This is a genomic window from Bradyrhizobium sp. CCBAU 45321 (assembly GCF_028128975.1).
Taxonomy (GTDB): Bacteria; Pseudomonadota; Alphaproteobacteria; order Rhizobiales; family Xanthobacteraceae; genus Bradyrhizobium; species Bradyrhizobium yuanmingense.
This window is the reverse complement of record NZ_LFKZ01000015.1, coordinates 268,213-291,038: the sequence shown is the minus strand read 5'-3', so window position 1 is coordinate 291,038 and position 22,826 is coordinate 268,213. Positions and strand designations below refer to the sequence as shown.

Annotated in this window: 20 protein-coding genes; 13 read left to right on the top strand and 7 right to left on the bottom strand. The window is 64.5% G+C overall.

Annotated elements, in window-relative coordinates:
• The first annotated feature begins 77 nt into the window (after positions 1-77).
• The 3 genes from ACM43_RS04175 to ACM43_RS04165 all read left to right on the top strand — a co-directional run bounded on the left by ACM43_RS04175 (position 78) and on the right by ACM43_RS04165 (position 2,670).
• Positions 78-938: an alpha/beta fold hydrolase gene (locus ACM43_RS04175; RefSeq protein WP_157286663.1), complete on the top strand. Its 861-nt coding sequence runs from the start codon at positions 78-80 to the stop codon at positions 936-938.
• Between the two features lie 186 nt (positions 939-1,124).
• Positions 1,125-1,874, top strand: a complete 750-nt coding sequence (locus tag ACM43_RS04170; RefSeq protein ID WP_271538222.1) for a VWA domain-containing protein — start codon at positions 1,125-1,127, stop codon at positions 1,872-1,874.
• Positions 1,875-1,944: 70 nt separating this feature from the next.
• Positions 1,945-2,670 (top strand): DnaJ domain-containing protein, encoded by a 726-nt coding sequence (locus ACM43_RS04165; RefSeq protein WP_271538220.1) that lies wholly within the window; start codon positions 1,945-1,947, stop codon positions 2,668-2,670.
• Positions 2,671-2,902: 232 nt separating this feature from the next.
• On the opposite strand, the gene ACM43_RS04160 is transcribed toward ACM43_RS04165, so the two are convergent.
• The gene (locus ACM43_RS04160; protein WP_271538218.1) at positions 2,903-4,753 is read right to left on the bottom strand and encodes a D-alanyl-D-alanine carboxypeptidase; all 1,851 of its coding nucleotides are present in this window, start codon (positions 4,751-4,753) and stop codon (positions 2,903-2,905) included.
• Between the two features lie 387 nt (positions 4,754-5,140).
• Here ACM43_RS04160 and ACM43_RS04155 point away from each other — a divergent pair, with 387 nt between their 5' ends.
• A complete protein-coding gene (locus tag ACM43_RS04155; RefSeq protein WP_271538216.1) occupies positions 5,141-5,479 on the top strand; it encodes a phasin family protein in 339 nt (112 codons plus the stop codon).
• 72 nt (positions 5,480-5,551) lie between these two features.
• Here the strand turns inward: ACM43_RS04155 and ACM43_RS04150 are convergent, their stop codons facing one another.
• On the bottom strand, positions 5,552-6,913 hold the full coding sequence (locus tag ACM43_RS04150; protein ID WP_271538214.1) for a TadE/TadG family type IV pilus assembly protein: 1,362 nt from the start codon (positions 6,911-6,913) through the stop codon (positions 5,552-5,554).
• Between the two features lie 479 nt (positions 6,914-7,392).
• Here ACM43_RS04150 and clpS point away from each other — a divergent pair, with 479 nt between their 5' ends.
• Complete coding sequence (gene clpS, locus ACM43_RS04145; RefSeq protein WP_036015195.1) at positions 7,393-7,725, top strand: ATP-dependent Clp protease adapter ClpS; 333 nt, start codon at positions 7,393-7,395, stop codon at positions 7,723-7,725.
• 287 nt (positions 7,726-8,012) lie between these two features.
• Positions 8,013-10,421 carry an ATP-dependent Clp protease ATP-binding subunit ClpA gene (clpA, locus tag ACM43_RS04140; protein ID WP_036015184.1) on the top strand — a complete coding sequence of 803 codons (2,409 nt, stop codon included), beginning with the start codon at positions 8,013-8,015 and terminating at the stop codon, positions 10,419-10,421.
• Positions 10,422-10,499: 78 nt separating this feature from the next.
• On the opposite strand, the gene ACM43_RS04135 is transcribed toward clpA, so the two are convergent.
• The 3 genes from ACM43_RS04135 to ACM43_RS04125 all read right to left on the bottom strand — a co-directional run bounded on the left by ACM43_RS04135 (position 10,500) and on the right by ACM43_RS04125 (position 14,107).
• A complete protein-coding gene (locus ACM43_RS04135) occupies positions 10,500-11,921 on the bottom strand; it encodes an MFS transporter (protein WP_271538209.1) in 1,422 nt (473 codons plus the stop codon).
• Positions 11,922-12,054: 133 nt separating this feature from the next.
• A complete protein-coding gene (locus tag ACM43_RS04130) occupies positions 12,055-13,080 on the bottom strand; it encodes an aldo/keto reductase (RefSeq protein WP_157286657.1) in 1,026 nt (341 codons plus the stop codon).
• Positions 13,081-13,201: 121 nt separating this feature from the next.
• Entirely contained in the window at positions 13,202-14,107 is a 906-nt protein-coding gene (locus ACM43_RS04125; protein WP_271538207.1) for a LysR substrate-binding domain-containing protein, read from the bottom strand.
• Between the two features lie 227 nt (positions 14,108-14,334).
• Between ACM43_RS04125 and ACM43_RS04120 the strand changes: the two genes are divergently transcribed.
• Together ACM43_RS04120 and ACM43_RS04115 are read left to right on the top strand one after the other, a co-directional pair.
• Entirely contained in the window at positions 14,335-15,657 is a 1,323-nt protein-coding gene (locus tag ACM43_RS04120) for an aspartate aminotransferase family protein (protein ID WP_271538205.1), read from the top strand.
• A gap of 20 nt (positions 15,658-15,677) precedes the next feature.
• Entirely contained in the window at positions 15,678-16,580 is a 903-nt protein-coding gene (locus ACM43_RS04115) for an amino acid ABC transporter substrate-binding protein (protein WP_271538203.1), read from the top strand.
• A gap of 5 nt (positions 16,581-16,585) precedes the next feature.
• Here ACM43_RS04115 and ACM43_RS04110 read toward each other — a convergent pair whose 3' ends face one another.
• Positions 16,586-17,542, bottom strand: coding sequence for a helix-turn-helix domain-containing protein (locus ACM43_RS04110; protein WP_271538201.1), 957 nt, complete (start codon positions 17,540-17,542; stop codon positions 16,586-16,588).
• 194 nt (positions 17,543-17,736) lie between these two features.
• On the opposite strand from ACM43_RS04110, the gene ACM43_RS04105 reads away from it, so the two are divergent.
• Positions 17,737-18,753, top strand: coding sequence for a carbon-nitrogen hydrolase family protein (locus tag ACM43_RS04105; RefSeq protein ID WP_271538199.1), 1,017 nt, complete (start codon positions 17,737-17,739; stop codon positions 18,751-18,753).
• A 29-nt stretch (positions 18,754-18,782) separates the two neighbouring features.
• A complete protein-coding gene (locus tag ACM43_RS04100; RefSeq protein WP_271538197.1) occupies positions 18,783-19,823 on the top strand; it encodes a phenylacetaldoxime dehydratase family protein in 1,041 nt (346 codons plus the stop codon).
• On the opposite strand, the gene ACM43_RS04095 is transcribed toward ACM43_RS04100, so the two are convergent.
• A complete protein-coding gene (locus tag ACM43_RS04095) occupies positions 19,820-20,458 on the bottom strand; it encodes an HAD family hydrolase (RefSeq protein WP_271538195.1) in 639 nt (212 codons plus the stop codon). The two genes, ACM43_RS04100 and ACM43_RS04095, sit on opposite strands and share 4 nt — an antisense overlap.
• 88 nt (positions 20,459-20,546) lie before the next feature.
• On the opposite strand from ACM43_RS04095, the gene ACM43_RS04090 reads away from it, so the two are divergent.
• From ACM43_RS04090 to ACM43_RS04080, 3 genes are all read left to right on the top strand, one after another.
• Positions 20,547-21,500 carry a lytic transglycosylase domain-containing protein gene (locus ACM43_RS04090; protein WP_271538193.1) on the top strand — a complete coding sequence of 318 codons (954 nt, stop codon included), beginning with the start codon at positions 20,547-20,549 and terminating at the stop codon, positions 21,498-21,500.
• A gap of 216 nt (positions 21,501-21,716) precedes the next feature.
• Positions 21,717-22,457 (top strand): AzlC family ABC transporter permease, encoded by a 741-nt coding sequence (locus ACM43_RS04085; RefSeq protein WP_036039333.1) that lies wholly within the window; start codon positions 21,717-21,719, stop codon positions 22,455-22,457.
• Entirely contained in the window at positions 22,454-22,804 is a 351-nt protein-coding gene (locus tag ACM43_RS04080; RefSeq protein ID WP_036015173.1) for an AzlD domain-containing protein, read from the top strand. Before ACM43_RS04085 ends, ACM43_RS04080 begins: the two co-directional genes overlap by 4 nt.
• Positions 22,805-22,826 lie beyond the last annotated feature (22 nt).

Genomic DNA, 22,826 nt, shown 5'->3' with positions numbered 1-22,826 from the left:
CAAGGGGACGAAGAGCCCCGGAGAACACGATTTTCAACAGGGATTCAGGCCGCTTAGGCCTGAGGCTGAGGACGAAAATGAAGCGTGGAATTGCCGTTCTGGTTTCGGTCAGTGCCCTCTGCGGCATCGCCTATTTCACGGCGAGCAAGTGGGCGATCAGGCACGAGACCATCACGTTCTACGATGCCTCGCGCGACAACCGTCCGGTGCCCGTGTCCATCGCGGTGCGCCGCGACAAGGAAATGCAGGCCAATGCCGGCATGATCAAGTTGCCCGTCGCAGTGATCAATCACGGCAACACCGTCAAGAACACCGAGTATGGCTTCCTCGCCAACATCTTCGCTGCGCGCGGCTACATGGTCATGAGCCCGCAGCACGATCTGCCGACTGATCCTCCGATGGTCACCAAGCCCGGCGAGCTCTATGTCGGCCGGCTGCCGCAGATACTTCGCGGTGTCGCCAACATCCATCTCGCCGTGCAGGAGATGAAGAAGGTTCAGCCCAACGCCGACTACGACAAGGTGACGATGGTCGGCCATTCCATGGGCGGCGACATCACTATGTACTTCGCCAAGCAGTATCCGGATGAGGTCAAGAAGGTCGTCACCCTCGACAATCTGCGCGTGCCCTTCGTCACCGCCGGCAAGTTCAAGATCCTGTCGTTCCGCTCCCAGGATCCGCAGTTCAAGGCCGATGCCGGCGTGATTCCGACCGACGAGGAATGCGAGAAGGCGGGCATTCAGGTCGTGAAGACCGAGTTCCAGCACAACGACATGCGTGATACCGGTCCGGATGTGGCGAAAAGCTCGATCCAGAGCATGCTCGACAAGTTCCTGAGCGCGACCGACAGCGAGATCGCGCCGGTCGACACGCAGTCCGCCCCGCCCAAGATCCTCGAGCCGGGCCCGGTTGCCTTGATGGCTCCTGCCAAGAGCTGACTTCCAAGATCTGACTTCCAAGCGCTGACCTCCAAGAGCTAACTTCCAAGAGCTTGCCGAGCTGACGTCGCCGCTCGACTGCACCAATCCTCGAAGCCTCCGCCGGTACCCGCCTGCGGAGGCTTTGCGCATTGACCGGGCCGCATGTGCTGACCACATTAGCTGCTGACGCAAGGTGTAGCAGCGATGTCGGGCGAACCCATCAAACCGCGCGGCCGCGATGCCGTCACTGCGCGAGCAGACAGCGTGCTGCCGCAAGCGCAAACCTCGACCTCGGAAGACATCGCCGCGTTCGTTGCCAAGGCGCGGACCCTCTCGCCGCATGCCCCGGGCGCGAGGGGGCGGCTGATCTTCGCGCTGGATGCGACCATGAGCCGGCAGCCGACCTGGGACATGGCCTGCGCGCTCCAGGCTGACATGTTTCGCGAGACCGCAGCGCTCGGCAGTCTCGACATCCGGCTGGTCTATTATCGCGGCCTCAACGAGTGCCGCGCCACGGCTTGGATTTCAGACAGCGCCAGGCTGGCGACGCTGATGAGCAAGATCGATTGCCGCGGCGGCGATACCCAGATCGGCAAGGTCCTGAGCGAGGCCAGGCGCGAGGCAATCGCATCCGGCGTGCGGGCCGTGGTCTTCGTCGGCGATGCCATGGAGGAAGACATCGACGAGCTCTGCGCCAAGGCCGGCGAGCTCGGCATGCTCAAGGTGCCCGTATTCGTCTTTCAGGAAGGCCATGACGCGGTCGCCGAACAGGCGTTCCGCGAGATCGCGCGGCTGACTGGCGGTGCCTGGTGCCGGTTCGATCCCGGTGCGGCGGCGCAGCTGCGCGAGCTGTTGCGGGCAGCTGCGGCCTATGCCGCAGGTGGACGTGAGGCGCTGTTGAAGCTGGCCGGAAGCGTGAGTGGCGCGGCGAAGCTGATCAGCCAGATGAAATAGCGGCCCGGCCGGTGCGGCTTGCGGCGCTGGACGCCATGCTTTTTTACAACAGCACGACTATATTCCGGCCATGACCCTGATCGCCGGCGCTGTCGCCGTTATCACGCTGTACCTGCTGCTCCAGATGTTCCGCTCCGCCAATCCAGCGGTGCTGGCGCGCACCCTCAAGTTCGGCGGCGGCGTGCTGGCGCTGGTGGTTGCGGCCTTCACCGGCTTGCGCGGCGAGCTGGCGGTTGCGATCCCGCTCGGAATTTTCGGCGCGGGCCTGCTCGGCTGGACACCACTCGCGAAAGCCGGCTTCGGCAATGTCGGCGGGGTGTTCGGCGGCGGTGCGACGCGCCCGTCCGGGCAGGCCTCGCGGGTGCGCTCGCAATTCCTGGACATGCGGCTCGACCACGATTCCGGCCAGCTTTCCGGCCAGATCGTTGCGGGGCCTCATGCCGGGCGCAATCTCGACGAATTCGATCTCGCCGGCTTGCTCGCGATGGTCTCGACGTTCGACGCAGAGAGCGTGGCCTTACTTGAAAGCTATCTGGACCGCCGGTTTCCCGCTTGGTGTCAGAACGCGCAGGGCGATACGGCAGGGCGGCAGCGCCGCACGGCGGCGAGCAGCAAAATGACGGCGGAGGAAGCCTATCAGATCCTTGGCTTGCAGCCGGGAGCGGGGCGCGACGACATCAGCCGGGCCCACAAGTCCCTGATGAAGAAACTCCATCCCGACCAGGGGGGCTCGACGTATCTCGCTGCCCGGGTAAACGAGGCCAAGGATACTCTGCTTCGCACGCATAACGGCTAACTCCGGCACCAACGCTACAAACGCCCGTACCGCGTGAGCTCCGTTTGCTCTGTCTGCCGTTGCCCGCCCTTGTCGGCGTGGTCGATCCCCTTGAGCAAAGTTTTAACCGTAAATCCTTGACGAGAGGTTGTCGTGGAACAGCCTTGTCCGGAACAGCCTGCGCATCACCGCCGCACCAAAACGAAAATGCCCGCGCAAGGCGCGGGCATTTGGTCTGGAGCGGAGAAGGAAATCAGTTGCGAACGGTGATGCAGGAGATCTCGGCACGCTTCAAGGTGCGGCAGACGGCTTCGGCCTGATCGCGCTCGAGCCCGGCGAAGCGGGCGCGGTAAAGCTTGCGATTGTCCTTGGCGACGACGGGCTCGGTGAACGGGTCCGCCTTGCTGAGCAGGCCGCGGGCCGAATTGCGGGCCGCGTCGATGCGCTGCTGAGCTTCGTTCTCGCTCTCGAGCGCACCGACCTGGACGATCCAGCCGCTGTGGGTGACGGCGGGCTTGGCGGTGGCGCTCATCTGGATCGGCTGCGGCGTCGGGTCGGCCGAGGCGAGCTTGGGTGCGGCGGGAGCCGGTGTGGCGGCGGTTGCCGCCGGCAGCACGCCAAGGATGCCGTTGCCGGTACCGAAGCCTGCCGGCTGCCGCGGCAGTTCGGTGCGGGCCATCTCGGCCTTCGGCGCTTCGGGCTGGCTCACCGCCTCCGGCTTGTTGATGAGATCTGCCCTGGCGACGACGGCGCCGGAGGTTTCCGCGACGTCGGAACGGGGCGGGACGGTGCTGGTGACCGGTGGCGCAACGACCTGGACACCACCCTGGGCCGGAGCCGCGGAGGCGACCTTCACGGCGCCGGCCTTGACCTGAACGGTCTTGACCCGAACCGGCTTCATCGGCTCGGACGAGCCGGGGATGATGGAGAGCGGCTGGCTCGAGATCACGCCATTGGTGAGCGGCGCCGGCTCCACCTTGGACTCCGTCGGCCGAGCTTCGGGTTTGGAGTGAGCGGGCGGCATCGCCGCAGTCGCTGCGGCCAGCGTCGACAGACGCGCGGCGAGGCGCGAAGGGGCGGCTTCGGGAGCAGGGGCCGTCGCGGCCTGGACCGGCAAGGCGGGCCGTGCCGGCATATCCGAGGCATCGGCGACATCGATGTTGGCTTCAGTGCCGTTGCGCTCCGTGACCGCGGCGACGGTGCGGACGGTCGCACCCTTGTCGAGGTTCTCCGCGAGCAGGTTGCGCATGATGGCGTCGCGCGAGCCACCGCTGCGGCCGCCGAGCACCACGCCGATCAGGTGGCGGTTGCCGCGGCGGATCGAGCTGACGAGGTTGAAGCCGGAGGCGCGGGTGTAGCCCGTCTTGATGCCGTCCACGCCTTCGACACTGCCGAGCAGGCGATTGTGGTTGCGGATCGACTGTCCGCGCCAATTGAACGTCGAGGTCGCGAAATAGCGATAGTAGCGGGGGAAGCGCTCCTGAATGGCGCGACCCAGCGTGGCCTGGTCGCGCGCGGTCGTGACCTGCTCGTCGTTGGGAAGGCCGTTGGCATTGCGGTAGACCGTCCTGGACATGCCGAGCGAGCGCGCCTTGCGCGTCATCATCCGGGCGAAGTCGTCCTCGTCACCGGCGATCGCTTCCGCGATCACCACGGCTGCGTCGTTGGCCGAACGGGTGACGAGGCCCTTGATCGCGTCCTCGACGCGGATGGTCTGGCCGGCACGCAGATTCAGCTTGGTCGGATCCTGGTCGGCGGCGTGCTTGGACACCGGCATCTCGGTGTCGAGCTTCATCTTGCCGGATTCGAGGCGCTCGAACAGCAGATAGAGCGTCATGATCTTGGTCAGCGAGGCCGGGTGGCGGATCGCGTCAGGGCTCGTCGCCTGGAGCACTGCGCCGGAATTGCCGTCGATGATGATGGACGCGAATTTCGAGCTGGAGCTCTCGGACACGTCGTGCTGCACCCGGTGGTGCGCATAATGTCGACGATGGCGCCGCGCCTCGGCTGCGTCGACGGTGAAGATGACTGCGGTGGTGACCGTAAGAAGCCCGAAAACGCCAACCCGCGCCCAGCGCGAGGCAGACAAGTTTTTACGAAGCATGGAACCCCGTCCCCGTTTCTGACTTGATCACCGGCTCGTGAGGCGAAATTGTGCCCGACCGACCCGGGATCATTACCTGCTCAGGCTGTCCCTCCGCTGGTGTTGGCCGCGGGAGGACGTTGGACCCGAGCCGCTGTTCTGGCTAAGGTGATGTTCTCAAACGGCTTTTGGCCGCTCGCGGAAGTGACCACGTCCAGGGAATCAAGGTAGGGTGGCCCGGTTTCCAAAAGCTTAAGGAACCCTTGCGGGAAACCCCGGGAATCTCTGCGATTTGCGCCGGATTTGTGCGACGCACAAGATTCTTGACTTTTTTGTGCGTTGCACTAATTTTGGGCGGAGTCAGGGAGCCGGGGCTTCCCGACGCGAGCCAGGGAAAAGGATTCCGAAATGTTCAAGGTTGAAGACTTCCAGAGCTACGGGAAAGACCAGTTCGAGCAGTGCGTTGCCTCCGCGACCTCGGTGCAGCACGGCCTCCAGGCGATCGCCAGCGCCTATGGCGACTACACGAAGAAGTCGTTCGAAGACACCAAGTCCTTCGTCGAGAAGCTTTCCGGCGTGAAGTCGCTGGACAAGGCGATGGAAGCGCAGACCGATTTTGCCCGTTCCGCCTACGAAACCTTCGTCGCGGAATCGCAGAAGATCGCCGGCCTCTACAGCGACCTCGCCAAGCAGGCGTTCAAGCCGGTCGAGACCATCGTGTCGAAGTTCACCCCGGCCGCTCAGTAACGTCTCGAGACATCCTGGAATCGAAAAGCCCGGCTGAACCAGCCGGGCTTTTTGTTGTGAGCGATGCGACCGTCAGCGTGCGACGCGCAGCTTCGACAGCGAAGTGCCGATATCCTTGAACACCGAGACCGTCTGGCTCGCCGAAGTGACCAGATAGAACTTGTCGCTGCCGCTAGCACAATATTGCAGCACGCTCGAGGTCGGATCGCCGCCGGTGTTTACCTGCACCGTATAGATCGTGATGTTGTTGGGCTGGGCCTTGGCGTTGTCGCAGAGGATCTTCTGCCGGGCGTCGATCTGCGAAGCGCCGCTATACCAGCGGTTCTGCGTGTTGAGACCGTCGGAGAGCAGGACGATTGCGTCCTTGTAGGTGTAGTTCGTGTCCTTGGCCGGGGCATTCATGGGCTCGCCCGCCGACAGCGTCATCCAGCCCCAGGCAAGGCCGATGCCTTGGTTGGTGTTGCCGGTCGGAACCAGCTTGTCGATCAGAGATTTGAGCGAGGTCCAATCGTAGCTGAGCGGCATGACCGGCTGGATGTAGGCCGAATTGCTGGAGTTGCAGTAGGAATATTGCTCGGCCGGGAAAAGCGTAGCCGAATTGCTGCTCACTGGAGTCGTGTTCTTGGTGTCATAGTCCTGGTCACGATCGGTGACGCACCCGTTCCACGTGTTGTGGTTCCTCGGTGTCCAAGTCTTGCCGTTGTTAACGCAGGTCCACTGTCTCGTGTAGGAAGAGTTGCTACAGGTCCCGTTCACAGCCTCCCAGTCGGACCAGTCGATCCAGCTCTTCGTGTAGTTGCTGCTGCCGACGTTGACGTCCTTGGCGAACGGCACGATCGAGATATAGACGTCGCCGTTGGTCTTCGCGAGCGCGCTGAGCTGGTCGACCAGGTTCTTCGCGGCCGTCTGCATCGCCGGCATCTTGCCGTCGGACGCCATCGATCCCGTGACGTCGAGCACTAAGGCCACGCGCATGCGCGTCAGGCCCCAGGCGCTGGTGGATGAGGTGCCGACGTCGAGGGTCGGGAAGCCGGCGATCTTCATGAAGCTGGTCGTGTAGGTGCCGGTTCCGGTCAGCTGGATCGTCGAGCCGATACTGGTGCTCGCGTTGTAGGTGGCGCCGACGCTGACCGAGGGCAGGGTCTTGGTGTCCGTGAACAAGGCGTTGAAATAGGATTGGGCCTTGGTGGCGATCTGAGACGTCGAGATGGTGCCGGCGGACAGGTCCCGTGACAGCATCAGCGCGGTGGAATCGAGGGCCGACTGCATTGCGGTGCGCGCCTGGGCCGCGCGGCTATAGTCGATCGCCGCGCCGACGAAGCTAAGCACTGGGACGAGCGCAATGGCGAAGATCACCGCGATATTGCCTTGCTCGGCCGCTGCGAAACGGGCGAGTTGTTGACCAAGGCGGCTGACGAGGGGCAGACCAGACATGACGATCCCCGAAATCTGTATTTTGCCCGATTTCGCGCCATGCCATTGAATGGCAAGTAAATTGGACCGTAGAAAACCGGAGCGTTTTGCGGAAAACCGTCGCAGCCGGGTTAACGGCCGGGTTCCTGGTCAATACGTTCTAAACGTGCCCGGCGGAAGTTTTTGTCAAATCGCTCCGGATTGATTAACCTAATCAGGATCGCCCGGACCGGGAATCGGGACTGCTGCGACCGCCTGGGCTGAACCCCCGCGAGCTTGCGGCGGGCCGGGGGCAGGGCCATATTGCTGGCGAGCGATCCGGCCTCGACCGCATTTGCCGGGAGCGGCGATCCAAGGCGGCGCGCCTGCGCCAGGCTCCGAAGGGCGGGGTCGCGCGGTGACCGCCATTCGCTTCCGTGGGGAATTTGAACGCCTGTGCCATGCTGCAATTGACTTCCAGCCTCGATCTGTCCGCGCCAGCCGCTGCCGACGCGCCTCGCATGAGCAATGACGACAACCGTTCGGGTACTCCCTCGGGTCCGAGCACGTCGGTCATCACCAAGGTCAAGCCCAAGACCAAGCGGCCGAACCTGTATCGCGTGCTGATCCTGAACGACGACTACACGCCGATGGAGTTCGTCGTTCACGTGCTGGAGAAGTTCTTCAACAAGGACATCGAAGCCGCGACCAAGATCATGCTGCACGTCCATCATCACGGGATCGGCGAGTGCGGCGTGTTCACCTATGAGATCGCGGAGACCAAGGTGACGCAGGTGATGGATTTCGCCCGCAAGCACCAGCACCCGCTGCAATGCGTGATGGAAAAGAAGTAAGACGGCTTGCGGCGCGTTTGAAGCCCGCTCCTGTACAAGCCGCAGTGTGATTGTCGCGTAGCGGCTGCGCGCGGTGGGCTGCAGCCGGCAAAACTACGGAATTCTGCGCCGGCGCCGATCCCGCCCAAACCGGAACGGGTTTTGCATCGAAAATGCCGCAAGTGTGTCGCCGCCGAGTCGCGGGAACCGGTCTTTCGCCGCGGTCTTGTATAACTATATGTGACAAAGGTTGTTGTTGCCTGACCGGGCGATGACGATCATGATGGTGGGGGCCATAGAGGACGCGAATGCCGACTTTTTCCCAAAGCCTTGAACAATCCCTGCATCGTGCGCTGGCGATCGCAAATGAGCGTCATCACCAATACGCGACGCTCGAGCATCTCTTGCTCTCCTTGATCGACGACTCCGATGCAGCCGCGGTCATGCGCGCCTGTAGCGTCGATCTCGACAAGCTCCGTACGAGCCTCGTCAACTACCTTGAGACCGAATTCGAGAACCTGGTGACGGATGGCGCCGACGACGCCAAGCCGACCGCCGGTTTCCAGCGCGTGATCCAGCGCGCGGTGATCCATGTGCAGTCGTCCGGTCGCGAAGAGGTGACCGGCGCCAACGTGTTGATCGCGATCTTCGCCGAACGCGAGAGCCATGCCGCGTATTTCCTGCAGGAGCAGGACATGACGCGTTACGACGCTGTCAACTACATCAGCCACGGCATTGCCAAGCGGCCGGGCGTCTCCGAGGCGCGGCCGGTGCGCGGCGTCGACGAGGAGACCGAGACCAAGGGTAACGAGGACGCCAAGAAGAAGGGCGAGGCGCTCGAGACCTATTGCGTCAACCTCAACAAGAAGGCGCGCGACGGCAAGATCGATCCGGTGATTGGACGCAATTCCGAAATCAATCGCGCGATCCAGGTGCTGTGCCGCCGGCAGAAGAACAACCCGCTGTTCGTCGGTGAAGCCGGCGTCGGCAAGACCGCGATCGCAGAAGGGCTCGCCAAGCGCATCGTCGACAGCGAAGTGCCGGAGGTGCTGGCGGCCGCCACCGTGTTCTCGCTGGACATGGGCACGCTGCTTGCCGGCACGCGCTATCGGGGCGACTTCGAGGAGCGCCTGAAGCAGGTGCTCAAGGAGCTCGAGGCGCATCCCAACGCCATCCTGTTCATCGACGAGATCCACACCGTGATCGGTGCGGGCGCGACGTCGGGCGGGGCGATGGACGCCTCGAACCTGCTCAAGCCCGCGCTCGCCTCGGGCACGATCCGCTGCATGGGCTCGACCACCTACAAGGAATATCGCCAGCACTTCGAGAAGGACCGCGCGCTGGTGCGGCGCTTCCAGAAGATCGACATCAACGAGCCGACGGTCGAGGACGCCATCGCGATCCTCAAGGGCCTCAAGCCGTACTTCGAGGACTATCACCGGCTGAAGTACACCAATGAGGCGATCGAGGCTGCGGTGCAGCTCTCCTCGCGCTACATCCACGACCGCAAGCTGCCCGACAAGGCGATCGACGTGATCGACGAGTCCGGCGCGGCGCAGATGCTGGTCGCCGAGAACAAGCGCAAGAAGACCATCGGCATCAAGGAGATCGAGACCACGATCGCCTCGATGGCGCGGATCCCGCCGAAGAGCGTGTCGAAGGACGACGCCGAGGTGCTCAAGCATCTCGAGCAGACCTTGAAGCGCACCGTGTTCGGGCAGGACAAGGCGATCGAATCACTCGCCGCCTCGATCAAGCTGGCGCGTGCCGGCCTGCGCGAGCCGGAGAAGCCGATCGGCTGCTACCTGTTCTCGGGCCCCACCGGCGTCGGCAAGACGGAAGTGGCAAAACAACTCGCGGCGACGCTCGGCGTCGAGCTGCTGCGCTTCGACATGTCCGAGTACATGGAGCGGCACACCGTGTCGCGCCTGATCGGCGCGCCTCCCGGCTATGTCGGCTTCGACCAAGGTGGCCTGCTCACCGACGGCGTCGACCAGCATCCGCATTGCGTGGTGCTGCTCGACGAAATCGAGAAGGCGCATCCCGACCTCTACAACGTGCTCCTCCAGATCATGGACCACGGCCGGCTCACCGACCACAACGGCAAGCAGGTCAACTTCCGCAACGTGATCCTGATCATGACCACGAATGCCGGTGCGGCGGATCTCGCCAAGCAGGCGTTCGGCTTCACCCGGTCGAAGCGGGAAGGCGACGACCACGAGGCGATCAACCGGCAGTTCGCGCCGGAATTCCGCAACCGTCTCGATGCCATCGTCTCGTTCGGCCATCTCAGCGTCGAGGTGATCGGCACCGTGGTCGAGAAGTTCGTGCTTCAGCTCGAGGCGCAGCTCGGCGACCGCGACGTGACTATCGAGCTGTCCGAGCCGGCGAAGGCTTGGCTGGTCCAGCACGGCTACGACGAGCAGATGGGCGCACGTCCCATGGCGCGCGTGATCCAGGAGCACATCAAGAAGCCGCTGGCGGACGAGGTGCTGTTCGGCAAGCTGAAGGGCGGCGGCCACGTTCGCGTCGTGCTCGTCAAGGACGAGGCCGACGAGACCAAGGAGAAGATCGGCTTCGAATTCGTCGAGGGCCCGGTCACGCCGAAGCAGGAGAAGCTGCCCGGCACCCGCAAGCGCCCGCCGGGCAAATCCAAGCCGGGTGGCCCCGGCGGCTCGAAGGGGCCGACCTCCAAGGGGCCGCTGGTCAAGGTTTGATCGGCACAGGTGACAAATCGAAAAAGGCCGGCTGAGAGCCGGCCTTTTTTTGTTGGCTATCCGTACAGTGAACCGGTTTCAGTCGCCCCGGAGGCGCTGATCGTCCTGCACGCGGACGTGCTCGGCACCGCGCGCGCCGGCTGTGGAAAGCCGCAGCATGCTCAGCATCGCGCCGCAGAGCGCAAATCCAACGCCGACAAGGAGCGCCAGCCTGGTCCCCTCAACCGGATACCGTCCGAGCAACAGCGCCACCAGCGCCGCTCCGGTGGTCTGGCCGAGCAGGCGCGCCGTTCCCAGCATGCCGCTGGCGCCGCCGGCGCGCTCGCGCGGGGCGGCTGCGATCATGGTACGGTTATTGGGGGTCTGGAACAGACCGAAGCCGGCGCCGGCGAGCGCCATCCGCCAGATCACGTCGAGCGGCGTTGGCGTCGCCGGCAAGAAGGCCAGCGCGCCAAGGCCGCAGGCGAATAGCGTGAGCCCAATACCGCCGAGCAGGCCGGCCGGATAATGCTCGACCAGGCGGCCGGCGAGGGGGGCCGCAAACGCCAATGCAATCGGCCATGGCGTGATCAACAGGCCCATATGCACGGCCGAATAGCCGAAGCGGCTCTGGAGATAGAAGGGGATAGCGACGAAGGCGAGCATCTGCCCGCAGAACGACGCGATCGAGGTCGCAATCGACAGCGCGAAAACGGGGATACGCAGCAGGTCGACCGGCAAGAGCGGCGAGGTCATGTGAGTCTCGCGATAGATCAGCAGCGCACCCGCGGCGATCGCGATGGCGAATTGCACGAGACAGGTGATCGCGGCCTCGCCATGACCGACGCTGTCGACCGCCGCGATGCCGACGCCGAACGTGATCGCCGACAGCCCCGCACTCTGCCAGTCGAAGGAGCGGCTCGCGGGCTTGGTGTGCGGCAGGCTGCGCAGGCCCAGCACCAGCGTCACCACGCCGAGCGGCACGTTGATCGCGAACAGCCAGGGCCAGCTTCCGACTGCGAGGATGCCGGCGGCGAGCGTCGGGCCGATCGCGGCCGAGAAGGCGACGACGAGCGCGTTGAGCCCGATGCCGCGGCCGAGCAGGCTACGCGGATAGGTGAAACGCACCAGCGCCGCGTTGACACTCATGATGCCGGCCGCGCCAAAGCCCTGGAGGATGCGCGCGATCGTCAGCGTCGGCAGCGTGTGGGCCAGCGCACAGAAGGCCGATGACAGCGTGAACAGCGCCAGCCCGACCAGATAGACGCGTCGATAGCCGACGATCTCGCCGAGCGAAGCCAGCGGCAGCAGCGAGATCGTGATCGCGAGCTGGTAGCCGCTGACGATCCAGATCGACAAGGCCGGGGTCGCATCGAGATCGGCCGCGATCGTCGGCAGCGCCACATTGACGATGGTGCTGTCGACCACCGCCATGACGATGCCGAACGCAATGGTCAGCACCGCCTGATTGCGTTGCGGCTGCGGCAGGCCGTCGGCATGCTCGATGGTGACTGTCGACATCGTGAGCGGCGTATCGTTGGCGAATCGAACTCGGCCACATGCCGAGTATTGCGCCAACAGGGCAGGGTCGCGATAGTTCCGGAACCGCGCTGCCAGCGCGCCGGCTTACCCAAGCGCGCTTGATGCAGCTGTCCTACACCGCCGGTGGATTGCGGTCGCTGAAGGTCACGCGCTGGTGCCAGTAGGGATAGGGCAGCGTCACCGTGCTCGCGGCATCGAGCTTTGCGACCTGGTCCTTGGTCAAGGACCAGCCGACCGCGCCGAGATTTTCGCGCAGCTGGGTCTCGTTGCGTGCGCCGATGATCAGCGTCGAGACCGTCGGGCGCTGCAGCAGCCAGTTCAGCGCGATCTGCGATACGCTCTTGCCGGTCTCCTTTGCGATCTCGTCGATCGCATCGACGACACGGTAGACGTGCTCGTCCGAGACGGGCGGTCCGAATTCGGCCGTCTTGGGCAGGCGGCTGACTTCCGGTTTCGGCTGACCGCGGCGGATCTTTCCGGTGAGGCGCCCCCAGCCGAGCGGCGACCAGACCACGGCGCCCAACCCCTGGTCGAGGCCGAGCGGCATCAACTCCCATTCGTAGTCGCGCCCGATCAGGGAGTAGTAGGTCTGGTTGGCGACGTAACGCGGAAAACCGTGCTTGTCGGCGACAGCGAGCGACTTCATCAGGTGCCAGCCCGAGAAATTCGAGACGCCGACATAGCGGATCTTGCCGGCGCGCACGAGCACGTCGAGAGTCGAGAGCACCTCTTCGGGCGGCGTGAAGGCATCGAAACCGTGGAGCTGGAACAGATCGATGTAATCGGTGCCGAGCCGGCTCAGCGAACCGTCGATGGCTTTGAGCAGGTGCTCACGCGACGAGCCGATATCGTTGGGACCGTCGCCAAAGCGGAAGGTCGCCTTGGTCGAGATCAGGACCTTGTCGCGGCGACCCTTGATGGCCTCACCGAGCACCCGCTCGGACTCGCCGAGCGAGTAGACATTCGCGGTGTCGAACATCGACACGCCGGCCTCGAGGCAGATGTCCAGAAGACGCCGCGCCTCGGTCGCGTCCGTCGTGCCCCATGCCGCAAGGCGGCCGACGCCGCCGAACGTGCCCGTTCCCAGGCTCAAGGCAGGCACCATGAGGCCGGACCGGCCCAAGCGTCGGTATTCCATCGATCTGCTCCTCGGCTGGCCGCTCGTTGATCGGTACGGCCTTGGTGCCGAGTTTAGCGCAAGCGGGTGCCTTGTCCTATCACGCGCTCACATGGCGGCTCTGCTTGGTAGTCCGTATTTGTTAGGCTACGCTCGTGGTCTGCAAGTTTGCAGCCGAGATCTTCGCGCGCAGCCAAGCCTCGAACGCGCTGACATGGCTACGCCCTTTCGCCTCAGCCGAGCGCACCAGATAGTAGGAGATCGTCTCCACTTCGAATTTGGGTTCGCGGAACGGTACGATGAGCGTGCCCTTGTCCAGCTCCTCGGCGGCAAGGATCTCGCTCTCCAGCACCACGCCAAGCCCCTCGACGGCTGCATCGATCGCCATGGTGGAGCGGTCGAACCACAATTCGTGACGCGCCTTGATGATCGCGCCTGTGACCTTGCGCAGATAATCGGTCCAGGTCAGCGCGTTCGAGGAATGGATCAGCGTGGCGCGCGCGAGATCGCCGGGCTCGCGCAGGTCGAGCTGCTCGATCAGCCGCGGGCTGCAGAGCGGGCGCAGGCGCTCGGCGAGGAGCGGCTCAATCTGCCTGTCGTTCACGACTGGTGGGCGCCCATAGGCGATCGCGAGGTCGAAGCGGATGGTTTCGAGATCGCGCAGATCGGCGATGGTCGACAGTCTGATCCCGATCTCCGGATGCTGGCCGATGAAATCTCCGATCCGCGGTTGTAGCCATTTGGCGGCAAAGCTCGGTCCGCTGGCGATGAACAAATGATCACGCTGCGATTGCGGCGCCACCAGCCGCGTCGCACCCATGATCGTGCCGAACGCGCGCTCGATCTCGCCGGCATAGAGGCGGCCGGCGTTGGTAAGTACGGCACGGCCGGCCTGCCGCGAGAACACGCGCACGCCGAGAAAATCTTCGAGGTTCTGGATGTGATGGCTGATCGCGGAAGGCGTGACCCCGAGCTCCTCGGCAGCGCGGCTGAAGCTGCCGTGGCGGGAAGCAGCTTCGAACGCCGACAGCGCTTTCAGCGGCGGCATGCGCGGCCGCCCCGTTGAGCTTGCTTCATCGGCTGCTGAGTTTTTTGAACTGGCGCCCATCATGTCTGCCCGGTTACGAATTTCTCCATTGCACTGGCAAGTTTCGTACCGCGAACGCCCCGACGCAACAGCTGCGTGCCCACAACCTGACCCGAGACCGGCGAGCAGGCTCCGCATCGCCGCCCGTGCCCCGCGCGCGGCAGATGCCGCTTGCTTAAGGAGACGCCATGACTTCAGCGCTGAAACAAGCCGCCGACGAATTCCTGGTGCGGTACGGCGGAGACGTGTTCCCGAACCTTTTTACGACCGCGAAGGGGACCATCGTCACCGACAGCGACGGGCGCGACTATCTCGATTTCACCTCGGGGCAGATGTGCGCGACGATCGGCCACAACCACGCTGCTATTGTCGCGGCGGTGGAGCGGGCCGGGAAGAAGGCGTTCCATATGTTCAGCGGGATGATTCCCGAAGTGGTGGCCGAGCTCGCCCAGGTGCTGGCGACGGATTGGCTGCCCGGCGATCTCAAGCGCTCGATCTTCATCAACACCGGCTCGGAGGCGACTGAAGTCGCGCTCCGGATGGCCAAGATGTACACCGGCGGCTATGAGGTCCTTGTCCTCGGCGGCTCCTGGCACGGCATCACCGGCGGCGCCGCCTCGGTCTCGATGGCGAGCGACCGCAAGGGCTATGGTGTGCCGCCGCCCGGCGTGTTCGTCATCCCCGAGCCGAATGCCTATCGTCCCTACATCGACAAGGGGAGTGAGGAAGCATCCGCGCTCGCCAATCTCGAGCTGGCGCTGAAAATGTTCGACATGCAGTCGAGCGGGCGGGGCGCGGCGATCATCGCCGAGCCCGTGATCAGCGCCGGCGGCGTGCTGGTGCCGCCAAAGGCCTTCATGGAGGCGCTACGTAGAGCCGCCGACGACCGCGGAATGCTGCTGATCTTCGACGAGGCCCAGACGGCGTTCGGACGCATCGGCCGGAAGACGGGATCGGAACATTTCGGTGTCGTGCCTGACATCATAACGATGTCGAAAACGCTCGGCGGCGGGCTGCCGCTCGCGGCTGTATCGACCACCGAGGCGATCGAGAGCAAGCTGCACGAGGATCACTTTACCTATTACACCAGCCACGTCTCCGATCCGCTGCTGGCCGAGGTCGGGCTCGCGGTGCTGCGTGTGATCGCGGAGGAGAAGCTGGTCGAGCGTGCCAACGTCATGGGCGCCTATCTGCGCGACCACTTCGAGGGTCTTCAGCAGAAATACGAGCAGATCGGCGACATCAGGGGCATGGGGCTTCTGCTCGGCGTCGAGCTGGTCACCGACCGCAACAGTCGGCGCGCGGCCCACCAGCTCGGCGGCCTGACGACGAAGAAGTGCTTTGAACATGGGCTGAGCATGAACATCCGCCGCCGGCCCGAGCGCGGATCGGTGTGGCGCATCGCCCCGCCGCTGACCGTCTCGACCGAGGAGATCGACCGCGCCGTCGAGATCCTGGATCGATCCTTGAGGGAAAGCCTCGACGAGTTGTCGCGAAATTCCGCCGCATGATCAACAGTCCGGAGGCCGACATGATCCGCAGACACGCGCCGACGCTTGCCCTGGCCGTACTTTCGCTTGCGCTGTTGGACGTTCCGACGGCGCAAGCGGCCAGCCCAACCCTCGACAAGATCAGAGAGGTCGGCAAGATCAGCCTCGGCTATCGGGAGGCTTCCATCCCATTCGCCTATCTCGGATCGGACCAGAAGCCGATCGGGCTCTCGCTCGATCTCTGCTCCGCGGTGGCCGACAAGATCAGGATCGTGCTGCAGCGGCCGGAGCTGGGGATCGACTATGTCCCGGTGAATGCGTCCAATCGCATCCCGCTGCTCCAGAACGGCACCATCGACGTCGAGTGCGGCAGCACGACCAACACTGCCGAACGTCAGAAGCAGGTTTCGTTCTCCGTTGCGACCTATGTGGCATCACCGCGCTGGCTGGTGTCTGCGGCGTCGCGGGTGATGGAGCCGAAGGGCCTCGACGGGCAGACGGTCGTCATCACGCAGGGCTCGTTGAACGTTGCGGTCGCAAAGCAGGTTCTCGGCGAGCAGAAACTGAACGTGACGATCATCCAGGCCAAGGATCACGCCGAGTCCCTGCTGATGCTGGGAACGGGCCGCGCCGCGGCGTGGTTCGAGGACGACATCCTGATCGCCGGGCTCGTCGCGAACGCGTCCGATCCGAAGGCCTTCCGGATGCTGGGCGCGACCTATGCGCCGTCCTACTACGGATTGATGACCCGTCGGGAAGATCCCGAGTTCAAGGCCTTGGTCGACACCGCGATCAAGGAGAACATGGCCTCCGGCGCGTTCGACAAGCTCTATGCCAAATGGTTCGAGGCGCCGATTCCGCCGAAGGGACAGAACCTCCGGCTTCCCATGAGCGAGGCGATGAAGGCCCGCGTCGCCTCACCGAGCGAAACGCTCGCGCCGTAGGAGCGTCAATGCCGCAACTGGCTCTGCCTGAAGTCGCGCGGCGACATCCCGAAATGATCGCGGAAGACGCGGCCGAAATGCGAGAGGTCGTTGAAGCCCCAGGCGAAGGCGATCTCGCTGATGTGGCGATGGGCGAGCAGAGGCGAGGCGAGATCCCTCCGACATCGGGCGAGGCGTTCGGCAAGGACATGACGCTGGAAGGAGGTGTCCTCGTCTGCGAGAAGATCGTTGACATAGCGCGGGGAGATGCCGAGCGCGGCTGCGGTCTCAGCGACCGAGAGATCGGGATCGGCGAGGTGCGCGCGGATGTGCGCCTTCACTCGGTAGAGCAGGGCCGAGCGGTGGGTCGAGGACGGCAGCGGTGACTTGCCGAGCCGCTCGCTCAACGCCATCGCAAGCAGATCAACTGCCTGCTCCGACAGCGCCGTGGCCGTATCCGGAGCCAAGCTATCCGCATTCTGGCAGAGCCGGACAATGAAATCATAGGCGAGCCGCTCGAGCGGTGCGTCGACGCCAAATGACATTGCGGTCAGCGTCTCGGTGCCGCCGAGCCGCCGCTGCAGCATCTCGCGTGGGACCTTGAAGATGGTCTGCGTAAAACTGTCGTTGAACTTCAGCTCGTACGGGCGCGTTGTGTCGTAGATCGCGAACTCGCCAGGGTGGATCACGGTCTCGCGGCCGTCCTGCACAACACCACCGTTGCCGCGGTTGCCGAGCGCGACGAGGACGAAGTCCTGATCCGAGCGCGCGATGCGCGACGGTGTGCGGAAGACGTGCTGGCGGTCCGAGCAGACCTCGGAGCACACGGCCTTGCCGAGCGAGGCCTGCGTGACCGAGCCATGAAAGGCGCTGCCGAGGTCGGACTTGCAGTCGAGCCCGACGAAGACGTCGCAGACGATGTCCTGCCAGAGCGCGAGCCGCCGGTAGCCGGGACTGCCGTCTGTCGTGAACTGGATTGGCATCAGGACAGCCTCCCTTTCACATCCTGCAAAACCGCATGTTGGCGCAGATCGAGCCTGACCGGAGGCAAATTCCGTACCGGGCGATCCCTTCCAGTCGAGTTTTTGTTCCGCCGTGGTCGAGCGCCTGGCCGCCCGGCTTGGCCAAATAGACTGCATCGGACGTGGCTTGCGATCAACCGGCAATGGAGGCGGCAATGGGCATCGAACATCCGAAATACAAGGTTGCGGTGGTGCAGGCGGCTCCGGCCTGGCTCGATCTCGACGCTTCGATTGACAAGTCGATTGCGCTGATCGGGGAGGCCGCGGAAAAGGGCGCCAAGCTGATCGCCTTTCCGGAAGCTTTCATCCCCGGCTACCCCTGGCACATCTGGCTGGATTCCCCGGCCTGGGCGATCGGGCGGGGCTTCGTGCAGCGCTATTTCGACAACTCGCTGTCCTATGACAGCCAACAGGCCGAGCGCCTGCGCGAGGCCGTGCGCAAGGCAAAGCTCACCGCCGTGATCGGCCTGTCCGAGCGCGATGGCGGCAGCCTTTACCTCGCGCAATGGCTGATCGGCCCCGATGGCGAGACCATCGCAAAGCGCCGCAAGCTGCGGCCGACCCATGCCGAGCGCACGGTCTATGGCGAAGGCGACGGCAGCGACCTTGCCGTGCATGCGCGGCCCGACATCGGCCGGCTCGGCGCGCTGTGCTGCTGGGAGCATCTGCAGCCGCTGTCGAAATACGCGATGTACGCTCAGAACGAGCAGGTCCATGTCGCGGCCTGGCCGAGCTTCTCGCTCTACGATCCCTTCGCGCCGGCATTAGGGGCCGAGGTCAACAACGCGGCTTCGCGCGTCTATGCGGTGGAAGGCTCCTGTTTCGTGCTCGCGCCTTGCGCCACCGTCTCGCAGGCCATGATCGACGAGCTCTGCGACCGGCCGGACAAGAATGCGTTGCTGCATGCGGGCGGCGGCTTTGCGGCCATCTACGGCCCCGACGGCAGTCAGATCGGGGACAAGCTGGCGCCCGATCAGGAAGGCCTGCTGATCGCAGAGATCGATCTCGGCGCCATCGGCGTTGCCAAGAATGCCGCCGATCCCGCAGGCCATTATTCGCGGCCCGACGTCACACGGCTGCTGCTCAACAAGAAGCGGTACCAGCGGGTCGAGCAGTTCGCGCTGCCGGTCGACACCGTCGAGCCTATGGACATTGCCGCGGCGGCAAGCTGATCGCCGCGATCACGGGAGAGGATCCGGCCATGGAATCAGCAATTCCTGCGCATCTCGAAACCCCACGCACGCGCCACAAGCGCGTGCCGGACGATTACCAGCCGCCATATCCGTCCTTCGTGGCGCGCTACAAGCCTTCGGTCAGCCGGGTCGTGATGGCCTATTTCGGTGTTCAGTATGGCGGTGCGGCACCGGCGGCAGCAATTGACGCGTCGAAAGAACTCGCAGGATTGTTCGCAATGGATGGCGGCCCGTCACATTGGGACCGTGCGCGTTATGCCGATCAGTCCGGCTCCGAGAATGTTGTCACAGTCGCTTATTGGGACAATCTCGCGCGCTTTGATGCCTGGTTCGCGCGAGCTCGCGAGATGTGGACCGGGCGGCAGCGCGAAGGCATCGGTACCTTCATCGAGGTGTTGCGTCCCATTGTGACCCGTCACGAGACGCTGTTCTCCTCGCCCGATCGGCCCGAAGGTATCGCCGTCGTTGCGGAGGGCATGAGCGGTGAGGTGCAGGAGCACGCCTATTGGGGCGGCATGCGCGATCGCATCCCGCAATCACAGACCGATGCCATGGCGCCCGCGGGGACTCTAGGGCTGATCCGCGACGGCGCGCGGCTGAGAGTCGTGGCGCACGATAATCTCTGCCTGATCCGGTCCGGGCAGGACTGGAGCGATACGGAAGCATCCGAGCGAAAGCTCTATCTCGACGACGTCGAACCGGTGCTACGCGAGGGCATGGATTTTCTGCGCGATGATGGCCTCGCGATTGGCTGCTATGCCAACCGCTACATGCAGGTGCTGACGGCCGACGGCAGCGCGAGCGAAAAGTCCTACGGTCAGAGCTGGTGGAAGAGCCTCGCCGCGCTCGAACGCTGGGCGGAGTCGCATCCGACTCACGTCAAGATCTTCGGCGCGGCTATGAAATATCTGTCGACGCTCGGGCCGTCAGCCAAGCTGCGGCTCTATCACGAGGTGACGGTGGCAGCCGCCGATGAACAGTTCTTCGAATATCTGAACTGTCACTCGAAGACGGGTATGCTTGCTGCGGTCGAAACGGTCAGCACCTAAGCGACGCAATGGCCGAGCAGCTCGGGATGTGCCGCGCAGATGTGATGCGCGCCGGCCTCTCGCAGCTCGGTCTCGCTGCCATAGCCGTAGAGCACGCCGATGGCGGTCATTCCGTTGGTGCGGGCGCCGACCACGTCGTGGCTGCGGTCGCCGATCATGATCGCGCTGTTCCCATCGACCCTGGCCTCATCGAGCGCGTAGCGGAGCAGGTCGCGCTTGTCGACGCGCGTGCCGTCGAGCTCGGATCCGAACACGCGTTCGAAATACGGCTTCAACCCGAAATGATCGACGATGCGGCTGGCGTAGACGGCGGGCTTGCTGGTCGCCACGAACATGCGCTGACGTGTCGCTGCGAGCGAAGATAACGTGTCCGTAATTCCGCTGTAAGCCTCGTTCTCGAACAGGCCGATATCGCTGAAGCGCTCGCGATAGAGCAGCAGTGCGCGGTCGGCGAGCTCATCGGCTCCGGTGAGCTTGCGCAGGCTGGCAAGCAGCGGAGGGCCGATGCACCAGGTCAGTTCGTCCTCGCTCGGCACGGGAACGCCGAGCCGTTCCAGCGCATATTGGATCGAGCGGGTGATCCCGGGCTTCGGGTTCGTCAGCGTGCCGTCGAGATCAAAAAAGATTGTCACCATCGGGCGGGACCGGTGTTGATACTGCCGTCTGTTGCTAGTTGGCTCTGGTTCCAAGTCAAGGTCCGATTTGTCCTGTTACGTCGATGCCATGCGAATAGCTCGGGTCATTGCTGTCTTGTGCCAGGTCCTCGTGCAGTCGCCGGCGCTTGCAGAGGAGGCGCCCCCCATCGATGCGCCTCCGAAGGCCGAGGAACCCGAGAGGCCGCCGGAGAAACCGAACGACGCGCGCGAGAGCGACACGCGGGAGTCGATCTGCCTGATCGTGGAGGCGGCCGCGCGCGACAATAGCCTGCCGCTGGAATTCTTCGCGCGCGTGATCTGGCAGGAAAGCCGCTTCCAGGCCGATGCGGTCGGGCCCATGACGCGCAGTGGCCAACATGCGCAAGGGATCGCGCAGTTCATGCCGGGCACTGCCAGCGAGCGCGGGCTGCTCGATCCGTTCAATCCGGTGCAGGCCTTGCCGAAGTCGGCCGAATTCCTGAATGAGCTGCGCAACCAGTTCGGCAATCTCGGCCTTGCCGCCGCCGCCTACAACGCCGGCCCTCGGCGGGTGCAGGAATGGCTCGCCGGCACCGGACCGATGCCCGAGCAGACCCGCAATTACGTCTATGCCATCACCGGCACCAGTGTCGATGCCTGGGCCAAGGCGGGGAGCACCGGCAAGGGACCGCCCAGCTCACCCCCGACGAGCTGCCGTGATCTGATGGCGCTGCTCAAGCGTGCTCCCAATCCGTTCGTCGCCGAGCTCGAGCAGCATGTCGAGCTTGCAGCCGCAAAGATCTGGGGCGTCCAGCTCGCGGCCGGCTTCGACCGCAACAGGGCGCTGACGATGTATTCCCGGGCCGTGACGAAACTGAGCACCGTGATCGGCGAGCGTGATCCGAGCCTGCTCTCCTCGGTGATGCGCAGCCGCGGCACACGCGCGTTCTATCAGGTCCGCATCGGCACGGATACGCGCGCCGAGGCTGATGATCTGTGCAACCGCATCCGCAAGGCGGGCGGGGCGTGCTTCGTGCTGAGGAACAGGGGTGTGGCGGGGTAGGATAAGCTGTCATTCCGGGGCGCGACGAAGTCGCGAACCCGGAATCCATCGTCAGCGATTTCTGTGGCCTGATGGATTCCGGGTTCGCGCCAAGTGGCGCGCCCGGAATGACGGCGGTGGGTGTGTCACGCATGCCAGCCCCGCCGCACCCTTCCTTGACGCGCGCCCCCGTCTCGCCCGTTATGCCGGCACGATTCCTCACCGGCCAAAGCTTCCGTGGCGCTTCCTCCGCTCGATTCACCGCAATGGAATAGTCCCTGGCGCGCCTTCGCGTGGGGACTGCGCTCGATCACGCAGACGATCCTCACCATCGTGCTGTTCGTGACCTATCTCGGCATCGGTGCGCTCGCTCACGACACCCATTTCAGCCTGCTCTGGGCATTGTGCTCGACGCTGTTCGTCTGGGCAGGTCCGGCGCAGATCATCCTGATCACCACGCTCGGCTCGGGCGCCACCATCATCCAGTCGGCAATCGCGGTGACCGTCAGTGCCATCCGCCTGTTTCCGATGGTGGTCTCTGTGCTGCCGCTGATGCGCACACCCACGACCAAGCGGCGCGAGCTGATTTTCGCCGCGCATCTCACTGCAGTGACGCTGTGGGTCGAATGCCATCGCTTCCTGCCGCAGGTGCCGCGCGAACGGCGGATCGCCTTCGTCCACGGGCTCGGCTGCGGGCTCGTCTCCGTGTGCCTCGTCGCCAATATCGTCGGCTATTTCCTCGCCGCCAACCTGACGCAGACGCTTGGTGCGGCGATCCTGCTGTTGACGCCGCTGTCGTTCCTGTTCTCGACCGCGCGCAACAGCCGCGAGGTCGCCGATGTCGTCGCGCTCGTGCTGGGCATCGTGCTCTATCCTCTGGCGGCGAAGATGAACTCCGGTCTCGACATCCTCGTCAGCGGCGTGGTCGCCGGGACGATCGCTTATGGCGTGCACTGGTGGCGGGAGGTGCGCGCATGAGCTTTGCGCAAGCGATCGGCGACTGGCACGCGCTGGCGGTGCTGTTCGTCGCCGGCGTCGTTCCCAACCAGATCTGGCGCATGCTGGGCCTGTGGTTCGGCGGCGGCATCGACGAGGGCTCGGAGCTGCTGGTCTGGGTCAGGGCGGTCGCCACCGCGATCCTGGCCGGCGTCATCGCCCAGATCGTGGTCCAGCCACCGGGCGCGCTGGCCAGCGTGCCTGACGTCCTGCGTTATGGCGCGGTCGGTGCCGGGCTCGTCGTTTTCCTGCTGACCCGCCGTTCGATCTTCGCGGGCGTGGTCACGGGCGAGGTCTTCATGCTGGCCGGCAAGTGGTGGTTGGGCTAAAACCGCCAGCGAACAGCCAGGG